General features: G+C 73.0%; 19 protein-coding genes. 9 read left to right on the top strand and 10 right to left on the bottom strand.

All coding sequences use genetic code 11. The features are described 5' to 3' along the window. Positions 1 to 11 precede the first annotated feature (11 nt). From ACWEVS_RS17045 to ACWEVS_RS17035, 3 genes are all read right to left on the bottom strand, one after another. Positions 12 to 1244, bottom strand: a complete 1233-nt coding sequence (locus ACWEVS_RS17045) for an MFS transporter (protein ID WP_449924159.1) — start codon at positions 1242 to 1244, stop codon at positions 12 to 14. Between the two features lie 105 nt (positions 1245 to 1349). Continuing rightward, complete coding sequence (gene cydB, locus ACWEVS_RS17040) at positions 1350 to 2300, bottom strand: cytochrome d ubiquinol oxidase subunit II (RefSeq protein ID WP_449924157.1); 951 nt, start codon at positions 2298 to 2300, stop codon at positions 1350 to 1352. 10 nt (positions 2301 to 2310) lie between these two features. Then, the gene (locus ACWEVS_RS17035) at positions 2311 to 3651 is read right to left on the bottom strand and encodes a cytochrome ubiquinol oxidase subunit I (RefSeq protein ID WP_452414124.1); all 1341 of its coding nucleotides are present in this window, start codon (positions 3649 to 3651) and stop codon (positions 2311 to 2313) included. Between the two features lie 502 nt (positions 3652 to 4153). Here ACWEVS_RS17035 and ACWEVS_RS17030 point away from each other — a divergent pair. Then, on the top strand, positions 4154 to 4915 hold the full coding sequence (locus tag ACWEVS_RS17030; RefSeq protein ID WP_449924152.1) for an SRPBCC family protein: 762 nt from the start codon (positions 4154 to 4156) through the stop codon (positions 4913 to 4915). 42 nt (positions 4916 to 4957) lie between these two features. Here the strand turns inward: ACWEVS_RS17030 and ACWEVS_RS17025 are convergent, their stop codons facing one another. Together ACWEVS_RS17025 and ACWEVS_RS17020 are read right to left on the bottom strand one after the other, a co-directional pair. Further along, entirely contained in the window at positions 4958 to 5623 is a 666-nt protein-coding gene (locus ACWEVS_RS17025; protein WP_452552237.1) for a B3/B4 domain-containing protein, read from the bottom strand. A gap of 8 nt (positions 5624 to 5631) precedes the next feature. Further along, positions 5632 to 6228, bottom strand: a complete 597-nt coding sequence (locus ACWEVS_RS17020) for a LysE family translocator (RefSeq protein ID WP_449924147.1) — start codon at positions 6226 to 6228, stop codon at positions 5632 to 5634. Positions 6229 to 6256: 28 nt separating this feature from the next. On the opposite strand from ACWEVS_RS17020, the gene pdxR reads away from it, so the two are divergent. From pdxR to ACWEVS_RS17005, 3 genes are read left to right on the top strand one after another with little or no spacing between them, the layout of a single operon-like run. Next, positions 6257 to 7729 carry a MocR-like pyridoxine biosynthesis transcription factor PdxR gene (gene pdxR / locus ACWEVS_RS17015; protein ID WP_452552235.1) on the top strand — a complete coding sequence of 491 codons (1473 nt, stop codon included), beginning with the start codon at positions 6257 to 6259 and terminating at the stop codon, positions 7727 to 7729. Between the two features lie 33 nt (positions 7730 to 7762). Then, positions 7763 to 8560 (top strand): ArsR/SmtB family transcription factor, encoded by a 798-nt coding sequence (locus tag ACWEVS_RS17010; protein ID WP_449924141.1) that lies wholly within the window; start codon positions 7763 to 7765, stop codon positions 8558 to 8560. Between the two features lie 56 nt (positions 8561 to 8616). Beyond that, a complete protein-coding gene (locus ACWEVS_RS17005) occupies positions 8617 to 9189 on the top strand; it encodes a TetR/AcrR family transcriptional regulator (RefSeq protein WP_354904214.1) in 573 nt (190 codons plus the stop codon). 20 nt (positions 9190 to 9209) lie between these two features. Here ACWEVS_RS17005 and ACWEVS_RS17000 read toward each other — a convergent pair whose 3' ends face one another. Genes ACWEVS_RS17000 through ureA form a run of 3 tightly spaced genes read right to left on the bottom strand, consistent with a single transcriptional unit; the run spans position 9210 to position 12575 of the window. Next, on the bottom strand, positions 9210 to 10247 hold the full coding sequence (locus tag ACWEVS_RS17000) for an agmatine deiminase family protein (RefSeq protein WP_449924135.1): 1038 nt from the start codon (positions 10245 to 10247) through the stop codon (positions 9210 to 9212). A gap of 15 nt (positions 10248 to 10262) precedes the next feature. Further along, positions 10263 to 11897, bottom strand: a complete 1635-nt coding sequence (locus ACWEVS_RS16995) for an urease subunit alpha (protein ID WP_449924133.1) — start codon at positions 11895 to 11897, stop codon at positions 10263 to 10265. Further along, on the bottom strand, positions 11898 to 12575 hold the full coding sequence (gene ureA, locus ACWEVS_RS16990) for an urease subunit gamma (protein ID WP_452552233.1): 678 nt from the start codon (positions 12573 to 12575) through the stop codon (positions 11898 to 11900). A gap of 140 nt (positions 12576 to 12715) precedes the next feature. Between ureA and ACWEVS_RS16985 the strand changes: the two genes are divergently transcribed. Together ACWEVS_RS16985 and ACWEVS_RS16980 are read left to right on the top strand one after the other, a co-directional pair. Continuing rightward, complete coding sequence (locus tag ACWEVS_RS16985; protein WP_449924130.1) at positions 12716 to 13612, top strand: hypothetical protein; 897 nt, start codon at positions 12716 to 12718, stop codon at positions 13610 to 13612. 15 nt (positions 13613 to 13627) lie between these two features. Then, positions 13628 to 14227, top strand: a complete 600-nt coding sequence (locus ACWEVS_RS16980) for a DsbA family oxidoreductase (RefSeq protein ID WP_452552232.1) — start codon at positions 13628 to 13630, stop codon at positions 14225 to 14227. Between the two features lie 140 nt (positions 14228 to 14367). Here the strand turns inward: ACWEVS_RS16980 and ACWEVS_RS16975 are convergent, their stop codons facing one another. Beyond that, on the bottom strand, positions 14368 to 14595 hold the full coding sequence (locus ACWEVS_RS16975) for a response regulator transcription factor (protein ID WP_452552231.1): 228 nt from the start codon (positions 14593 to 14595) through the stop codon (positions 14368 to 14370). Between the two features lie 553 nt (positions 14596 to 15148). Here ACWEVS_RS16975 and ACWEVS_RS16970 point away from each other — a divergent pair. Together ACWEVS_RS16970 and ACWEVS_RS16965 are read left to right on the top strand one after the other, a co-directional pair. Beyond that, on the top strand, positions 15149 to 15799 hold the full coding sequence (locus ACWEVS_RS16970) for a DivIVA domain-containing protein (protein ID WP_452414115.1): 651 nt from the start codon (positions 15149 to 15151) through the stop codon (positions 15797 to 15799). A gap of 33 nt (positions 15800 to 15832) precedes the next feature. After that, positions 15833 to 17587: a hypothetical protein gene (locus tag ACWEVS_RS16965; protein ID WP_452552230.1), complete on the top strand. Its 1755-nt coding sequence runs from the start codon at positions 15833 to 15835 to the stop codon at positions 17585 to 17587. A 235-nt stretch (positions 17588 to 17822) separates the two neighbouring features. On the opposite strand, the gene ACWEVS_RS16960 is transcribed toward ACWEVS_RS16965, so the two are convergent. Then, positions 17823 to 18473 carry a thymidine kinase gene (locus ACWEVS_RS16960; RefSeq protein WP_354904190.1) on the bottom strand — a complete coding sequence of 217 codons (651 nt, stop codon included), beginning with the start codon at positions 18471 to 18473 and terminating at the stop codon, positions 17823 to 17825. Between the two features lie 55 nt (positions 18474 to 18528). Between ACWEVS_RS16960 and ACWEVS_RS16955 the strand changes: the two genes are divergently transcribed. Further along, entirely contained in the window at positions 18529 to 18900 is a 372-nt protein-coding gene (locus tag ACWEVS_RS16955) for a hypothetical protein (RefSeq protein ID WP_449924114.1), read from the top strand. Positions 18901 to 18962 lie beyond the last annotated feature (62 nt).

Genomic DNA, 18962 nt, shown 5'->3' with positions numbered 1-18962 from the left:
TCAGGAGCTGATCAGCGGCCGGGCGGCTCCTGCGGCAGGTCGCGCATCGTCCGCAGCGGCGACAGCAGCAGCGGGATGACCGACAGCGGCGTCAGCGCGCAGGCGATCCACAGCGCCGCCACCACGCCCAGGCGCTCGCCGAGCACACCGCCGATGAGCGCCCCCAGCGGCAGCGTGCCCCACACGATGAAGCGCATGGTCGCGTTCATCCTGCCCAGCAGATGATCGGGGGTGATCGCCTGGCGGAAGCTGAGCTGCGACACGTTGTAGACCACGATGCCGGCGCTGACCACGAACCAGGCGAGCACGTACAGGCCCAGCCGCCACCCCTGCGCCGCGAGCGGCACCAGCAGCATGAACGGCGAGGTGAGCAGGGCCGACAGCCAGATCGTCCGGGCCGAGCCCGCCCACCTCGACACCCGGCCCACCAGCGCCGCGCCCGCCAGACCGCCCACGCCCGCGGCCGAGAACAGCAACCCCATCACGCCCGGGCTGACGCCGACGACGTTGATGAGGAAGAGCACGGCGAGCGCGTTGTTCATGGCGTTGGCCAGGTTGGCCGAGGCCGTACAGGCGGCGATCATCCGCAGGATCGGGTGCCGCAGCACGAACGCCAGGCCCTCGCCGATCTCCCTCACCAGGCCGCGCCGCTCGTCACGGGCAGGGGTGTCGCTGTCGCCCTTGATGCCCGCCAGCAGCAGTCCCGACAGCAGGAAGCTGACCGCGTCGACCAGGATCGCCACCGGCGCCGTGACGAGATGCACCAGCCATCCGGCCGCCCCGGGACCGGCCACCTGCGCGCCCGAACGGACGATCTCCAGCTTGGCGTTGCCCTCGACGATCCGGTCGCGCTCGACCAGCGACGGCAGATAGCTCTGGTAGGCGACGTCGAAGAAGACCGTCGCCACGCTGACGCACAGGCCCACCACGTACAGCTGCGGCATCGACAGCACGCCCAGCCACCACGCCACCGGCACCGAAGCCAGCAGGGCCGCCCGCGCCAGGTCGCCGGTGATCAGGATCGGCCGGCGGCGCAGCCGGTCCACCCACACCCCGGCCGGCAGCCCGATGAGCAGGAACGCCGCGGTCTCCGCCGCGACCAGCAACCCCATCTCGAACGGCGAGGCGCGCAGCGCCACGACCGCCACCAGCGGCAGCGCCACCATGCTGACCTGCGTGCCGACCTGGCTGATGGTGTCCGCGCCGAACAGCAGGAGGAAACCGCGATGCCGTAAGAGACCCATCTGCGGTATCCAACCAGACCGCGCGGGCCGGCCCCCCGCCCGGTCCGGTCGGCGGACGTGGGCCACCGGCGCCGCGGTATCGGCCGCCGTGCGGGGCGCGGCGGCCTAGTGGCCGATACCCGCCGGGGCGCCCTCCACCCGGGCGGCGCGCCCGGGGGCTGCGATCCGCTTCCTGAACACCCAGTACGTCCAGCCCTGGTAGCCCAGCACGAACGGCAGGACCGCCAGGCCGATCCACGTCAGCACGCCCAGCGTGTAGGGGCCGGACGCGGCCTCGGCCAGGGTCAGCCCGGGCAGCGGCCGCTGCGCCAGCATCCCGAACACCGCGACGGAGGTCAGGACGATCGCTCCCGCCGTGGCGGCGAACGCCCAGCCCTCCCTGCGCCGCCAGATCAGCGAGCCGCCCGCGGCCAGCAGCGCCATCGCGCTCACCGCGGCGACCCACACCGCCAGGTCGCCCTCGCCGGGGATGGACGACAGGGCCACGATCGCCAGCGGGATGACGGCGACGGTGGCGCCCGTCGCGACGGCGCGGGCGCGCTGCCGTACCCGGCCCTCGGTCTTGAGCGCCAGGAACACCGCGCCGTGCAGCACGGTGACCGCCAGGGAGAAGGCGCCGCCGATCAGCGCGGCCACGCCGCTGTCCAGCAGCACGTCGGCGAAGACGGCGCCCCACAGGAAGGCGGGCAGCGCGCTGCCGGCCAGGATGCCCGCGTCGGCCCAGGCCCGGTCGGCGGCGTGCTCCAGCTTGCCGCGCCACTCCAGCGCGACCCCGCGCACGATCAGCCCGACCAGGACCAGCGTCAGCGGCAGGTAGAAGGTGCTGAGCAGACCCGCGTACCAAGCGGGGAAGGCGGCGAACATCGCGCCCACGGCGGTGATCAGCCAGACCTCGTTGCCGTCCCACACCGGGCCGATGGTCTGCAGGATCTGCTTGCGCTGCCCCTCGTTGCGGCCGAGGAACGGCGACAGCATGCCCACCCCGAAGTCGAAGCCCTCGAGGACGAAGTAGCCGGTCCAGAGGAAGGCGATGATGACGAACCACAGATCGATCACGGTGCTCTCCTCAGTACATCAGCGACGGCTCGCGCACCGGCTCGCGGACCGGCGCGGGAAGCGGTTCGGGACCCTTCTTGACGTTCCTGACCAGCAGGACGCCCTCGGCCACCGCCAGCAGGCCGTACACGAGGGTGAACAGCGTCAGCGACGTGGCCACCTCGGCCAGCGACACGCCGGGCGAGACGCTGGAGGCGGTCAGCAGCTCGCCCGCGACCGTCCACGGCTGCCGCCCGATCTCGCTGAGCAGCCATCCGGCGATGATCGCGAGCAGCGGCAGCGGGAGCGCCAGCACCAGCGCCCTGGCGTACCAGGACGGCACCTGCCGGCGCCTGCGGGTCAGCCACAGGCCGAGCAGCGACAGGCCCACGGTCGACAGGCCGAAGCCGAGCATCACCCGGTAGGACCAGAAGACGATCTGCTGGTCCGGGCGGTAGTCGCCGGGGCCGAACCGCTGCTCCAGGCGGCGCTGGACGTCCTCGGTGCCCTGGACGACGGCCTCGGTGTCGCCGGCCGACAGGAAGCTGAGCAGCTTGGGGATCTCGATGCCCGGCACGACGTGGAACGGCGCGCCCTTGGTGTCGTGCGTCAGGCCCTCGGCGGCGGCCAGCTTCATCGGCTGCTGCTCGTACATCAGCTTGGCCGACATGTCGCCGGTGCCGGCGACCACGGCCCCGGCGATCGCGGTCATGACCAGGGCGCCGCGCAGCGGGCCGCGGAACGTCGTGTCGCCCTTGAGCAGCCGGTAGCCGCTGACCGCCAGCACGAACCCGCCGGCGACGATGAAGCTGGCCGCGACCACGTGCGGCACCTGGGCGAGGGCGGTGGAGTTGGTCAGCACGGCCCACAGGTCGGTCATCCTGGCCTTGCCGTCCACCACCTCGTATCCCACGGGGTGCTTCATCCACGCGTTGGCGGCGAGGATGAAGTAGGCGGAGATGTTCGAGCCGATCACCGCCGCCCAGATGGTCGCCAGATGGACTCGCTTCGGCAGCTTGTCCCAGCCGAAGATCCACAGGCCGAGGAACGTCGACTCCATGAAGAAGGCGACCAGCGCCTCCAGGGCCAGGGGGGCGCCGAACACGTCGCCCACGAACACGGAGTACTCGCTCCAGTTCATCCCGAACTGGAACTCCTGCACGATGCCCGTCACCACGCCCATCGCGAAGTTGATCAAAAACAGCTTCCCGAAGAACTTCGTCAGGCGCAGGTAGTGCTCCTTGCCGGTGCGGTGCCAGGCGGTCTGGAGTCCGGCGACGAAGACGCCGAGCCCGATCGTCAACGGTACGAACAGAAAGTGGTAGACGGTGGTCACCCCGAACTGCCACCGTGCCAGGTCAAGCGCGTCCATCTTCCCCTCAGCGGGCTTGGAGCTCTACGAGCTGTAGTTCTACTAGAAGTAGTACTACGGCTTGTAGAGCAATGCGACGGGGGAGCGCTGCGATCTTTGTCACAGACATGACTCGAGGGGTGCGAGGCCGCACACCTCGCACCCCTCGAGAGCCCCCTGGAGTTCCCCCTCCGAGGTCAACAATGGCCGGTCGGGGCGGTGCCGCGCGTCACCCGTGCGGCTGATCCTCCCCTACGCCGCCCGGCGGAGCGCCGCCCGGGGGCATGCGTCGGGATTGTCGTCGTCGACGGTCGGGAGGACCACCGCGCGTGGCGTGCGGATCGAGCGATGACCCGGTGGGGGCGGCGCGACCTCGCCGGCCGCGATCCCGGCCGGCGCGCGCACCAGGCGCGTCGCCGCCGGTCGCCCCGCGACCGTGGGCCCCATCCTGCCATGGATCATGTGCCATTCTCGGCGTGAGTTGCCATGAGGAAGGGGCGCGGTGCTGCCTAGAGTGGCCTGTGTGAAGGTCGCAGGCAGTGCGGTGCTCGGCATCGGCAGAGATCGTGTGTGGGCCGCGCTCCAGGACCCGGCGGTGCTGGTGCGCACCATCCCGGGCTGTGAGCGCCTGGAGGAGACGGGCCCCGGCACCTACCGGATGACGGTCAGCGCCGGCGTCGCCTCGATCAAGGGCGTCTACCAGGGGGAGGTGGCGCTGTCGGAGCCGCTGCCGCCCGAGCGTTTCGTGCTGCGGGCGCGCGGGCAGGGCGCGCCCGGCACCGTCGACGCCACCGTGGAGGTACGGCTGGCCGAGGTCGAGGGCGGCACGCGCGTCGACTACGACGCCGAGGCCGTGGTCGGCGGCATGATCGGCGGGGTGGGCCAGCGCATGCTGGGCTCGGTCGCCAAGCGCACGGCAGGCGAGTTCTTCAGCGCCGTCGAATCCCACCTGGTCGCCGGGGTGCCGGTCCACGCGGCGGCGGGTCAGGCCGCCCTCGCCGGATCGGCGGCCGCGCCCGGCCATCCGGTCCCTGCCGTGCCGGCGGCCGCCCTCGACCTGCCGCGCCAGCGGGGCGGCTCGCCCGCCGCGCCCGCTCCGGCGCCCGCTCTCACACCCGCTCCGGCACCCGCGGCCACGGGACAGGTCTTCGAACGGCCGCAGCCGGTGAAGGAGCAGGCGCAGACCCGGCCGTGGGTCATGCTGGCCGCCTTCGGCATGGGCGCGGGCATCGCCCTGGGCAGCGCCGCCATCGGCTGGGTCCTGGGCCGCGCGGGCCGCCGCTGAGCCACTGAGTCGCTGAGCCGCTGAGCCGCTGAGCCGGGGGCGCTAGTGGCTCCTGATCGAGGTCCGGGGGTCGGCCGGCCAGAGGCGGCGCAGTTCCCCGGCCAGCACCGCGGTCAGGTCCTCGAGGTCGGCGCGCGCCGTGGCGTGCATCGCCTCGGCGACGATCAGGACGGCGCTCGTGCCGTCCCTGACGGCGGAGTGGCCGCTCTGCCGGTTGGACCAGCGGCGCGCGTGCGCCCGCCCCTCGGCGTCGGCGAAGATCACCTCGCCGGGTTCGGGCCGCTCCACCTCGCCGCCGAAGGTGAGGTAGCTCTCGTCGCCGGCGGCGTAGCGGACCTCCAGGTCGCCCGCGACACGGGCGAGATCGAAGACCCCGACGGGGATGGCGTAGGCCAGCGAGATCGCGTTGCACAGGTCGATCAGCGGGTGGAGGCGCGGCAGCGCTCCCTCCCGCCGGAAGCGCCGCAGCAGCGACTCCGAGGCGCACCGGTACTGGGTCGGCTTCAGCCCCATCCGGGAGAAGGCACGGCGCCACGCCTGGATCTCGGGAAGATCGGCCTCGGTACCCGCGGCGAGCCGTTCCTTGGCGACGGCGGTGAACCTGTCCAGGTCGGGCGCGGCGTCGGGCGTGATGCCGTCGGCGCGGACCACTCCCACCGCGAGCTCGGGGAAGTCGGACCAGACCGACGGTGAGTGCTGGAAACGCATGAGGATCCCTAGAGGTCGGCGAAGGCGAGTCGGACGCCGAGAGCGACGAAGGAGGCGGCGAAGACCCGCCCCATCCAGGCCATCACCCTCGGCCGCGAGGTCACCTGGTCGCGCACCGAGGCGGCGCACACGCCGTACGCGGCGAACACGACGAACGTGACCAGCATGAACACCCCGCCCAGCCACAGCATCTGCGCGCCCGAGGTGGCGAACTGCGGCAGGAACGCGAGGAAGAACATGGTCAGCTTCGGGTTGAGTATGTTGATCAGGACGCCGGAGACGATCGTCCTGGTCGCCGAGCGCGGGGCGGCCGCCTCGTCCACGGCGACCGCGCCCCTGTCGCGCAGCGCGTGCCAGGCCATGAACAGCAGGTAGGCCACGCCGAGATACTTCAGCACCTGGAAGGCCGCCGGGCTGGCGTGCAGCAGCGCGGCGAGCCCGGTGACCGTGGCCAGCAGGTGCGGCACGATGCCGAGCGTGCAGCCGAGCGCGGCCACGACGCTCGCCCCCCGCCCGTGGGACAGACCCGCCGACAGCGTGTAGACGACGCCGGTGCCCGGTGTGGCCACCACGACGAGCGTGGTCAGCAAGAACGCGAAACTCACCCGTCCACCCTGCCGCCACAATGGCCTGATGAACAGGTCCAAAGAGGGCGGCTTTGACAGGTCCATAACCGTCGGCTCCGATTTCCTGCAACTGGACGCAGACGACGCGCCGCCGGGCGGGCTGTCCGACTGGCTGGCCGGGCGGCTCAGGCTGGCCATGGCCGACGGCCGGCTGCCGGTCGGCGGCAGGCTGCCACCGACCCGGGTGCTGGCGGGCGAGCTGGGCGTCTCGCGGGGCGTGGTCACCGAGGCCTACCAGCGGCTGCGGGAGGAGGGTCACGTGGCGGGCCGCGGCAGGGCCGGAACGGTCGTCGTCGCCGTCCCCGCGACGCCTCCCGCTTCCGGCCCGCCACGTCCGGCCCTGGCGGGCGCGCCGTTCGCGGGCGAGCCGGCGGCCGACGTCTTCGACGCGCTGCGCGCCGCCCCCGCCCGCGTCGACCTGTCGCCCGGCCTGCCCGACCTGGCCGCCTTTCCCCGCGCGGCCTGGCTGAGGGCCGAGCGGGCGGTGCTGGCCCACCTGTCGGCCGCCGACCTCGGCTACGGAGATCCCAGGGGCGCGCCCGCCCTGCGCACGGCCGTCGCCCACTGGCTGGCGCGCACCAGGGGGATCAGCGCCGACCCTGGCGACGTCCTGATCGTGTCGGGGACCGCCCAGGCGCTCGGCCTGCTGGCCCACGTGCTCGGCGGCGACGGGATCGACGAGGTGGCGGTGGAGGAGCCGGGCTCGCTCGGCGCCCGCCAGCATCTCAACGCGGCGGGCGTGCGCACCCCGCCCGTCACCGTCGACGCCGAGGGCGTGCGGGTGGACGAGCTGCGCGCGCTCGGCTCGCCCGCCGTCCTGCTGACCCCGGCTCACCAGTTCCCCACCGGCGTGGTGCTCGCCGGGCGGCGGCGACGGGCGCTGGCCGCCTGGGCGAGGGCGGGCGGCCTGATCGTCGAGGACGACTACGACGCCGAGCACCGCTACGACCGCGCCCCGGTGCCCGCCGTCCGCTCGGTGCTGGCCGAGCAGGTCTGCTACGCCGGAAGCGTCTCCAAGCTGCTCGCCCCCGCCCTGCGCCTGGGCTGGCTGCTGGCGCCCGCGCGATACCGGGAAGCGCTGGTCGAGGCCAAGCGGTTCGCCGACCTCGGCAACGCCGTCCTGCCGCAGCTGGTGCTGGCCGCCCTCATGGACGGCGGGGCGATGGAACGCCACCTGCGCCTGGTGCGCACCCGTCACCGGCGGCGAAGGGACGCCATGGTCGAGGCGATCGCCGCGCACCTGCCGGGGGCGGTGGTGCACGGGGCGGCCGCCGGCCTGCACCTGACGGTTACCTACGAGGCGGGGCCCGCCGACACGGAGCTGGCCGCGGCGGCGCTGGCCCGCGGGGTGAAGGTGCAGCCGCTGTCGTGGCACGCCCAGCGTCCCGGCCGGCCCGGGCTGGTGCTGGGCTACGCCGCGCGGACGGCCGCGGAGATCGGTGAGGGCGTGGCGATCCTGGGGGACCTCCTGCGCGAGTAGACAGGCAACCATATGGTTGCCTATTCTGCGGGTGTGGACGCGGTGTTCAAGGCGCTGGCCGACACGAGCCGCCGCAGGCTGCTCGACCGCCTCAACGAGCGCAACGGGCAGACGCTGCTCGAGCTGACCCAGGGGCTCGGCATGAGCAGGCAGGCGGTGAGCAAGCACCTGGCGGTGCTGGAGGCCGCCAACCTGGTCAGCACCGTGCGCCATGGCAGGGAGAAGCTGCACTACCTCAACCCTGTTCCCATCCACGAGATCGCCGACCGCTGGATCGGCCGCTACGAACGAGGGCGGCTGTCCGTGCTGGCCCGGCTCAAACAATCGCTGGAGGCACCTGTGAACAAGCCCGAGTTCGTCTACGTGATCTACATCCAGACCACCCCGGAGAAGCTCTACCAGGCCCTCACCGACCCCGAGCTCATCAAGGTCTACATGGGCGGCACCGGGCCCGAGTCCACCTGGGAGATCGGCTCGCCGGTGCGGTGGAAGTCCTTCCCCGACGGCGAGTTCCAGGAACTGGGCCAGCGGGTGCTGGAGGCCGAGCCGGGCAAGCGGCTGTCGTTCACCTGGCACACGCTCCAGCCCATGCACCGCGAGATGTTCGACTCCGACGAGGCGTTCGCCGTGGCGGTGAAGGAGCGCTCGAAGGTGACCTTCGAGATCGAGCCCGCCGAGCTGGAGGTCTTGGGCGTCAAGCTGACGATCATCCACGACGGCTTCGACAGCCCTGACAGCAAGATGCTGGGCAGCGTCAGCGGCGGCTGGATCATGATCCTGTCGGCGCTGAAGACGTTCCTGGAGGGCGGCAGCCTCGTCACCGGCCAGTGACGGCCGCGCGCCGCGGGCGTGCCCGCGCCGTGTGGGCTCGTGATAGATAGGGGGACATGGGCAGACGGGCCGGGCGGCGCAGGCAGGACGTGCTCGAGGGGGCCGCGCGGGTGATCGCCGAGCGGGGCGCGGAGGCGACCAGGTTCGCCGACGTCGCCGAGGCGTCGGGGGTCCCGATCAGCACCCTGCAGTACTACTTCGGCAACCGCGAGGACCTGCTCGTCGCCGCCTTCCGGCACGCCGCGGCCACCGACCTCGAAACGGCCAGGCAGGGGCTGCGGGGCAGCCCCTGGGAGCGGCTGCTGCACATCGCCCGCCACGTGGCGGGCGAGGAGGGCGGCGGCTGGCGCGTCTGGGTGGAGTCGTGGCGGTGGGCGCTGCGCGACGCCGAATGGCGGGGGGAGTTCCTGCGCGACTACGAGGCGTGGCGCGGGCTGCTGGCCGAGGTGATCGCCGACGGTGCCGCCGACGGCAGTTTCGCCGCCGGCGACGACCCCGTCCTGCTGGCCAGCCAGGTGCTCGCGCTGCTCGACGGCCTCGGCATGCCCTCGGCGCTGGCCGACCCCGCGCTCAAGGACCCTGAGGTGCTCACCGGGGCTCTCCGGAGGCTGCTGGCCGTGACCGGCTGACCCCGCTGGGCGTGACCCCGCTAGGCGTGCGCGCGGGAGACGGCGGGCTGCTGCTGGGTGATGCAGTGGATGCCGCCGCCGCCCGCGAAGATCTGCCTGGCGTCCACCAGCTCGACCGCCCGTGAGGGGAACACCTTGGCGAACAGCGCGGCCGCCTCCTCGTCGCGCGGGTCGTCGAAGGCGCACAGCACGACGGCGTCGTTGGCCAGGTAGTGGTTGATGTAGGAGTAGTCGACGGGCTCGCCGTCCACCTCGGTCACCGTGGGCGCCGGCACCTCGACGACCTCGAGGGCGCGGCCGCGGGCGTCGGTGAACGAGCGCAGCAGGGCGATGTTCTCGCGGCACACCTCGTGGTCGGGGTGCGACGGGTCGGGCTGGCTGTGCGCCAGCACCAGGCCGGGGCGGGCGAAGGCGGCGAAGACGTCGATGTGGCCGCGTGTGCCGTACTGGCCGTAGTCGGCGGTGAGGCCACGCGGCATCCACAGGCACTTCTCGGCGCCGATGAACGCCTTCAGCTCGGCCTCGACCCGCTCGCGGGTCCAGCCGGGGTTGCGGAACGGGTCGAGCTGGACCGTCTCGGTCAGCAGCACCGTCCCCTCGCCGTCCACGTGGATGCCGCCGCCCTCGTTGACCATCTCCGACGCGTACGGCACCGCCTCGGCCATCTCCGAGACGAGCGTGCCCACCTTGGAGTCGTTGTCCCAGCGCGCGAAGCTCTGCTGACCCCAGCCGTTGAAGACCCAGTTCGCCGTGGCGAGCCCGCCCTTGCCGTCCACCAGGAAGGTCGGCCCGCTGTCGCGCAGCCACGCGTCGTCGATGGGCCGCTCGACCACGGTGATGCCGGGGTCGAGGTAGTAGCGGGCGTCGGCGCTCTCCCCGGTGTTGGCGACCATCACCACGGGCTCGTACCTGGCGATCGTGTCGGCCACCTGGCCCCACGCCCTGCGGGCGGCCTCGAGGTCGGTGAAGGTCGGGTTGGCGGTGGGGAAGGCCATCCACGTGCGGGCGTGCGGCTCCCACTCGGCGGGCATCCGGTAACCGGCGGCGGCTGGAGTCATGGCGTGTCCTTTGGGCTAGAGGAAGTACAGGCGGCTGAGCGGGACCGACGTGGCGGGCTCGACGCCGACGAGTTCGCCGTCGAGCGTGACCTGCCCGGTGCGGGGGTCCACCCTGACCTCGCCCAGGCGGTCGTTGCGCACCATCGAGGCGGGCCCGATCCCGCGCGTGCCGCGCACCGGCACCTGGCGGCGCCTGGTCGGCAGGGTCTGTGACACCCCGCTGACGAAGGCGACCGACAGCTCGGCGGGGGTGGCGCCGTGCCCGCCGAACTGCGGGCCGTACACCAGCGGCTGGCAGCCGTCGGTGGAGGCGTTCGGGTCGCCGGTGACGCCCCAGGCGGGAAAGCCCGCCTTCAGCACCAGCCACGGCTTGGCGCCGAACGAGGCCGGGTCCCACAGCACGATGTCGGCCAGCTTGCCGACGCTGATCGAGCCGACCTCGTGCGACAGCCCGTGCGCGATCGCCGGGTTGATCGTCAGCTTGGCGATGTAGCGCAGCACGCGCGCGTTGTCCGGCTCGCCCGAGGAGAACCTGGAGGCCAGCTGGAAGGTACGGCGGACGGTCTCGCCCGCGCGGCCCATGCCCTGCGCGTCGGAGGAGGTGATGCCGATGACGCCGAGGTCGTGCAGCACGTTCTCGGCGCCCATCGTGCCCGCCCTGATGCGCTCGCGGGCGATGATCTGGTCGCTGGGCAGGTCGGGCTTGAGCCCGTGCGCCGCCACGATCATGTCGTAGTGCTCGCCCAGCGCGTCGCGGCCGAAGGGCAGCGTGGGGTTGGTGGACGAGCCGATCACGTTGGCGACGCCCGCCATGCGCAGCACGTTGGGGACGTGGCCGCCGCCGCAGCCCTCGATGTGGAAGGCGTGGATGGTCCTGCCGTCCAGGACGGCCAGCGTGTCCTCCACCGACAGGCACTCGTTGAGCCCGTCGGTGTGCAGGGCCACCTGCACGTCGTGCTCCTCGGCCACCCGCAGCGCGGTGTCGAGCGCCCTGGTGTGCGCGCCCATGTCCTCGTGCACCTTGAACCCGCACGCGCCGCCCTCGACCAGCGCCTCCACCAGCGGGTCGGCCACCGACGACGAGCCTCGGGCCAGGAAGCCGATGTTCACCGGCCAGGCGTCGAACGCGGCGAAGGCGTTGCGCAGCGCCCACGGCGAGTTGACGCCCACCCCCCACACCGGGCCGAACTCCTGGCCGATGATCGTCGTCACGCCCGACGCCAGCGACGCCTCCATGATCCGCGGCGACATCAGGTGGACGTGCGTGTCGATGGCGCCCGCCGTGGCGATCAGCCCCTCGCCCGAGACGATCGTGGTGCCGGTGCCGACCACCACGTCCACACCGTCGAGCGTGTCGGGGTTGCCGGCGCGGCCGATCGCGTGGATGCGGCCCCCGCGCACGCCGATCGACACCTTCCTGACGCCCAGCAGCGCGTCGATCACCAGCACGTTGCTGATGACCAGGTCGCAGGTCTCGCGGATGGCGGCGGCCTTCAGGTGCAGGCCGTCGCGGGCCGTCTTGGCGAACCCGGCCAGGAACTCCTCTCCCGGCTCCTGCGAGTCGTGCTCCACCTCGACGACCAGGCCCGTGTCGCCGAGCCGTACCAGGTCGCCCTGGCGCGGCCCGTGCACCCCGATGTAGTCGTCCACCTATGCCCCCTCGTATCCGCAGGCGCGCGCCCGGCGCAGCGCCTCCTCCTTCGCGCCCGGCGCGTCCAGCGGCCCGTCGACCAGGCCCGCGAACCCGACCGCGGAACGGGCGCCGCCGATCGCGACCAGCTCCACCTCCACCGTCGAGCCGGGGTCGAAGCGCACGGTCGCGCCTGCGGGCACGTTGAGCCGCATGCCGTACGCCTCCTCCCGGGGAAAGCGCAGGCGCGGGTTGGCCTCGAAGAAATGGAAGTGGGAGGTGACGGAGACCGGCACCTCGGCGGTGTTGAGCACCTCGAGGCGCACGGCCGCCGGCGGCAGCTCCCACGTGGACCTGGACACGACGGCTCCCGGCGCGGCGGCGCCGAGCGAGCCGCCGCCCAGCGGGTCGGTGACCACCGCCAGCCTGCTGCCGTCGTCGAAGACGGCCTCGACCGTCACCTGGGTGACGATGTCGGCCACCCCAGGCAGCACGTCGTCGGGGCCCAGGACGCTCTGGCCCGCGGCGATGGCCTCGGCCAGCCGGGCCCCGTCCCTGGCCGCCTCGCACACCGTGTCGGCGATCAACGCGGTCGCCTCGGGGACGTTCAGGCGCAGGCCGCGGGCCCGCCTGGCGCGGGCCAGCTGCGCGGCGGTGAAGAGCAGGAGCCGGTCCCGCTCGGTCGGCGTCAAGCGCACCAGTGCCTCCTTCTTTCGATGGCCCGATGGCAACAGTGGAACATTCGCAGGTGGGAACCGCTGACGCGGGTGACCGTATCGTCATACAGGTTTGCCGTACAAGCTGTTGGAAAAGGATCTCCCGGCGTAGCGTGGCTGGTATGCGGGAGGCACACGCTGAAGACGCAAGGAACGAGGCCCGACGAGTCATCAACAACCTGCTCGGACAGGAGCGGCCGACGGCGGCCGCGCTGATCGCCGAAGCGCGCGCCACCCTGGGCGAGGACCGCACCTCCCGATGTCTCGAGCTGGCCCTCGGCGCGTCGCTGACCAGGCGTTCGGCCGAGCTGTCGGCCATCGCCGCGCTCGTGGTCGGCGTGCGGGAGCTGGGCGCGGTCTGGTGGGAGTCCGAGCGGGGCGCCAAGCTGCCCGCCCCCGTCGAGGTGCTGCACACCGCCGCGGCGATCGAGCCGTGGACCGACCTGACGGTGCTGGAGATGCTGGCCGCGTGGATCGCCGACGACGCCGCCGACGAGCTGTGGGGACGCCCGGTGGCCGAGGTCGACCTCAACTCGTGGCAGGCCGAGGACCGCGTCGAGCTGCCCGGCGGCGTCCAGGCGGGCGACCGGCTCGTGGTCCACTTCGACGCCGGCGGCAGGCTGGACGCCGTGGTGACCAGGCGATCCGACGGCGAGCTCGGCTCCAACCTCGACTTCTCCTCCCTGCGCTACTCCAGGCCCGCCGAGGCGCAGTGGAGCTGGGGCGTGGCCGCGGGGCTCGGACCGCATCCGCTGCCGGGCGAGGAGCCCGACCCCTACGCGCGGACGGTGCCCGACGACGCGGTACGCATCCTGCGCGGGTGGGCGCTGGGCCACGGCGCGACACGCGAGCAGCTCGGCGAGGGCTGGTCGAACGTCGGCGACGTGGTGGGCGCCATCGAGCGGGTCGACTGGATGTGGCGCAGCGCCGAATGGTTCGGCTGGTGGCGCGGGGCGTCGGCGCTGGTGGACGCGTCGGGTTACCTTCCCCACAGGCTGGAAGAACTCGCGGCGGGCTGAGCGTTACGCCATGTCGTGAAAGTTGAGATCTTTTCCGACGTCGTCTGTCCCTGGTGCTACATCGGACACCGGCGCTTCGCCCGGGCCGCGGCGCGTTTCGCGGGCGAGGTCGAGGTGACCTACCGCCCCTTCGAGCTCAACCCCGACGCCCCGGTCGAGGGTGAGCCGCTGCTGGAGGCGCTCGGGCGCAAGTTCGGCGGCTCGGCCGCGCAGATGACCGAGCACGTCGCGGCCGTCGGCGCCGAGGAAGGGCTGGAGCTGCGCTTCGGCCAGGCGATCAGCGCGAACTCCTTCGAGGCGCACCGGCTGATCGAGCTGGCCGCCGGCCAGGGCCTGGCCGCGCGGATGGCGGACCGGCTGTTCGCCGCGCACTTCACCGACGGGCTCAACATCGGCGACCCCGATGTCCTGGCCAAGCTGGCGGCCGAGGTGGGCGTCACCGACACCGGGGAGGCGGCCGCGCAGGTGCGCGAGCAGCTGGCCAGGGCGCGCGAGCTGGGGATCACCAGCGTGCCGTTCTTCCTGTTCGAGGAGCGGTTCGGGGTGTCGGGCGCGCAGCCGGAGGACACCTTCCTGGCCGCGCTGGAGGAGGTCGCCCAGCGCACGGCCGGCTGAACGGCGCGCCCCGTCCCTCTCGGCGCCCTGTCCCTGCCGGCGGCCCGTCCCTGCCGGCGGCCCGTCCCTGCTGGCGGCCCGTCCCTTACGGCGGGCCGGGCCATCCCGTAGGGTCGGCCGGGCCATTCCGTACGGCGGCCTCACAGCCCCAGTTCGACGGCCAGCCGGGTGAGCTCGGCCTTGCCGGCGATCCCGAACTTGGCCCTGACCCTGCGGAGATAGGTGTCGATGGTGTGCATGCTGACCCCCATGCGCCGCGCCGCCTGGGCGTAGGTGCAGCCGGCGGCGATGTGGCGCAGGGTCTCCGCCTCACGGGGCGACAGGCTGGTGCGGTCACCGCCGCGGGCCCGTCGGACGAACAGGACCATCTCGTTTCTTCCGGTGACTCGGCGACGGCAGAGGAGACGTCGTGCTCCTCCGCCATGGATCTGCCGCCGCCGCGGCCTGATGTGCCGCGCCGGGACCGTAGGCGGCCGGCGCCTGCCGGTTCGCCCGTGACGGATGCGGACGCGGCCCGCCACGGCCCCGACCCTTCCGCTGTGTGCTGTCGCTGAGATTTGTACCGGTATCTGGTTGCAAGTCGCTTTCGGGTGGCTTGCCGGGCGAGCGGGTCAGGGGAGGCCGCGTTGGACGTCGGCGGTGCCGGCGAGGCCGGACTCGGCAGGTATGCGGGAGGCCGGACTCGGCGGGTATGCGGGAGGCTGTCGCCGCGACGCTGCCGGGGTTCACGAGGCGCGCGGCGCACCCGTCGATCGGCGTGACCGGCCGCCCGGGTGACCCGCTCACGGCGCGGCCGCGAGGGCATGCTGGTCGGGCATGTCGGACCTCCTGGCCGCAGGGGCCCTCCCGGCTTTACTTCCGAACATCTGGCCACACGTTTAAACGCAGTGCAATGACTCCATTACTCTCCGTATGGAGAGCATGGAGCACGTGCACGCTCACGGCCCCGGCCGGGTCTCGGACGGGGGCGCCGATCGGCTGACCCCCGCGGCGGTCCACCACCAGGTCTTCACCGTGGTACGGCTGCGCGAAGGCTACGACCTGGCCGAGGTCGACGCCTTCCTGGCGCGGGTGGAGGCCGGCCTGGCCCTGCTGTGGGAGGACAACGCCCGCCTGCGGGAGCAACTGACCGCCGGCCCGGTCGCCGCCCACGAGCGGGCCGGCCGGATCCTCGTCGAGGCCCAGGCGCGGGCTCTGGCCGTCGAGGACGAGGCTCAGGCGCGGGCGCGTGCCGTCGAGGACGAGGCCAGGGCGCGGGCGCGTGTTCTCGAGGACGAGGCGCAGGCACGCGGGCAGGCCGTCGAGGACGAGGCGAGGGCACGGGCCAGGACCGTCGAGGACCGCGCGCAGCAGTCCGCGAACGCACTCCTGGAGCGGGCCGGCGCCGCCTACCGGCAGTCGGCCGAGTTCCACCTCGACCAGCTGGCCCGCCTGGCCGCCGCCCACGGCGGGCACCTGCCCGACGGCCTCGCCGGTCACCTCGCCGAGCTGCGCCGCCTGCTGGACGGCACGCAGGGACGCGATCCCGCCACCGGACCGGCCGGGCACCCCCAGCACTCGCCCGTCGCCTGACCGCTTCACCATCCGCATCAGAAAGGCGGCGTCATGCCCGTGCCATCAGCGGCGCCCGCACTCGCCCTGACCCTGCGCCACGCCCTCGGACCCGACCTTCCCCAGCCGGCCGCCCCCACCTGGCCACCGGCCTGGCCACCCGCCGGGTCGTCGGCCTGGCTCGCCGCGACCCCGCCCGGCACCTGGCTGGCGGTGCTGCTGGTGTCGCTGTCGACGCTGGCCGGGGCGTGGCTGGCGCGCCGCAACATCGGCAGGATCGGGCTGTGGCTGGCCGTCGCCTCCGCGCTGATGCTCATCACCGCCCTGGTGGAGCTGCTGCCCGACGCCTGGCACGAAGCCGGCGACACCGGCACCCCGCTGTGGCTGCTCGGCCTGTCGGCCGTGTTCGGCTTCGCGGTCATCACCTACTTCACCCGCAAGGGATGCGGCCACGCCCACGACGAACCCAGGCGCGGACAGCACGCCCCCGGCCTGCACCGCCGCGTCACCCGCGCCGTCGGCGCCGCGCTGTTCGGCGGGGTCGGCACCGCCGCGGCGCTCACCGTGCACCGCCTCGTCGAGGGCGCCACCCTCGCCCTGGCCGCCTCGGTGGTGGTCGTGGCGGCCCTGATGATCCACTCGGCCAGCGAGGGCCTGGCCCTCACCGCCCTCCTCGACCTGGCCCGCCGGCGCCTGACGCCCTGGCTGGCGGCGTCGTGCCTGAGCCCGGCGGTCGGCGTGGTCCTGGCCGTGCTCGCGCCCCTGCCGCCGTCGCTCGTGCCGCTGCTGCTCGGCATGATCACCGGCGTGCTGCTGCGGACCGCCGTCGTCGGTCTCAAGCTGGCCCGTACGGCGGGCGGCGGCCGGCTGTCGGCCCGCCATATGGCGATCACCGGCGCCGCCGTCCTGGTGACCACGACCCTGCTGGTCGCCGCCCAGTACGCGCTCGACGACAGCCGCACACCCCCGGGCCTCGGCACCACCTCCAACGCCATCGGCGGCCACACGACCACCCCCCACCAGACGACCGGCCAGACGACGACCGACCAGACGACGACCGACCAGACGACCACCGGCCGGGAGACAACGGAGCAGGCGATCACCGGCCAGGCGACCACTGACCAGACGACCACCGGCCAGGAGACAACGGAGCAGGCGACCACCGGCCAGGCGACCACCTCCGCCGAGAGCACCGGCCAGGAGACGACCGGCCAGGCGACAGCCGGCCAGGAGACCATGGAGCAGAGCCCCGGACAGGAGAGCACCGGCCAGGCGACCGTGGCACAGGGGACGACCAGTCAGGCGACCGTGGAGCAGGGGACGACCGGCCGGGCGACCGGGGAGCACGGGACGGACGGGCACGCGACCATCCCCGGCGAGGCCACAGGGCAGCAGGCCGCTGCCCAGACGGCCACTCCCGGCGCGACCGCGGAGCAGCCGACCCCCGGCCAGGCGAGCACCCCCCGCGAGACCACCGGGCACGGCCGGGCGGGCGGCCGGGCGGGCGGAACCCTCCTCACCCCGCAGGCGCTCCCCGCCCCGTCCGCGGCACCGGCGCCCGCTCTCAGCCGCGCGCAGCTACGGCAGGGGTTGGCGGACGGTCGTCTGGACCTGGCCGGGCTGCTGCGGCGCACCGACGCCACGACCGCCGCCACGCCGGTCGGCTGGCTGCTGCGGGCGGTGCCGGAGTTGCGCGACCGCCCGGTCGGCAGGCTGCTGAGCAGGGGCGGAATCGCCGCGGACGCCACCGTCGGCGAGCTGACCACCCGCCAGCGCCGCTACCTGCTACGCGCCCTCGCGCAGTCGTAAGCACGCCGGGTGTGCCAGCAGGTTCTGGCGCAGTGGCAGGCACGCCGGATGCGCCGGCAGGTTCTGGCGCAGTGGCAGGCACGCCGGATGCGCCGGCAGGTTCTGGCGCAGTGGCAGGCACGGCGGGCGTGCTGGCAGGTTCTGGCGCAGTCGCAGACAGGCCGGGTGTGCCGGCAGGTTCTGGCGCAGTCGCAGTAACGCCGGGCGCGCCGGCGGGACGAACTCTCGCCGGCGGTCAGGAGGCCGACAGGCTGGGCTCGGGCATCGCCAGCTGGCCCGACCGGTGGTGGCGCCGGCACAGCACCTGGTAGCGCACCGGGGAGGCGTCGGTGTCGCCGATCACCACCTGCTCGCCGCTGCGGGCCATCGTCCCGCCCACCACGCGGGCGTTCAGCAGGCCTGGGCGCCCGCACCAGCACAGCACCTCCACCTGCAGCCTGCACACCTCGTCGGCCAGCTCGAACAGGCGCTGTGCGGCGGGGAACATCTGCGAGCGGAAGTCGGAGGCCAGGCCGAAGGCGTAGACGTCGATCCCGTGGTGGTCGACCAGGTCGGCCAGCTGCTCGATCTGCGCCACCGTGTAGAAGCACGCCTCGTCGCAGATCAGGTAGTCGATCCGGTCGTGCGCCACCACCAGCGCGACCAGGTCGAGCCCGTCGTCCACCTCGATCGCGTCGAGGCCGAGCCCGATCCGGCTGGTGACCTGGGGCCCGCCCGATCTGTCGTGCTTGGTCAGCACCAGCCCGCGCCTGCCCTGCCGCCCGTGGTTGTAGTTCATCTGCAGCGCCAACGTGGACTTCCCGCAGTCCATGGGGCCGAAGTAGAACTTCAGCACGGCGTCGCGGGCGGCCGAGGGGACGGGCGAGAGCGCGGACAATTCGGTCACAGGCCGCTAGCTTACTGCTCACCACTACTGCTCCCATCTGTAACAGGAGGCGACCTTGGCCACGGACAAGCCGGCGGCGCTGGAGGCCCTGATGACCCCTGACGACCTGACCGCGGCGCAGGCCGACGCCGCGCGCTGGCGCTACGGCTTCTTCGTGGTGCTGACCGGCATCATCGTGATCCTCGTCGCGTTCGGCGCCGCGGTGTTCGCCACCAAGGAGTTCGCCACGATGTTCGCCGGGGTCTGCGGCGTGATCGGCACCATCATCGGCGCCTACTTCGGCATCCAGGCCGGCCAGTCCGGCAAGGCGAGGGTGGAGATGGAGCTGCACCGCGCCCACGAGCTCGCCGTACGGCTGGCCGCCTACGTGGGCACCGAGAACGCCCCCAGGGTGATCGACGACGTGCTGGGCAGCAGGAGACGCTGAAGAATCGCCGGTTGTTCGGCAGGTTTCGCTGATCCCCGCGGGTCAGGGCCCAGGTAGACACT

The sequence above is a fragment of the Nonomuraea sp. NPDC003754 genome (genome assembly GCF_053605785.1).
This window is presented reverse-complemented; position numbering and strand designations above follow the sequence as displayed.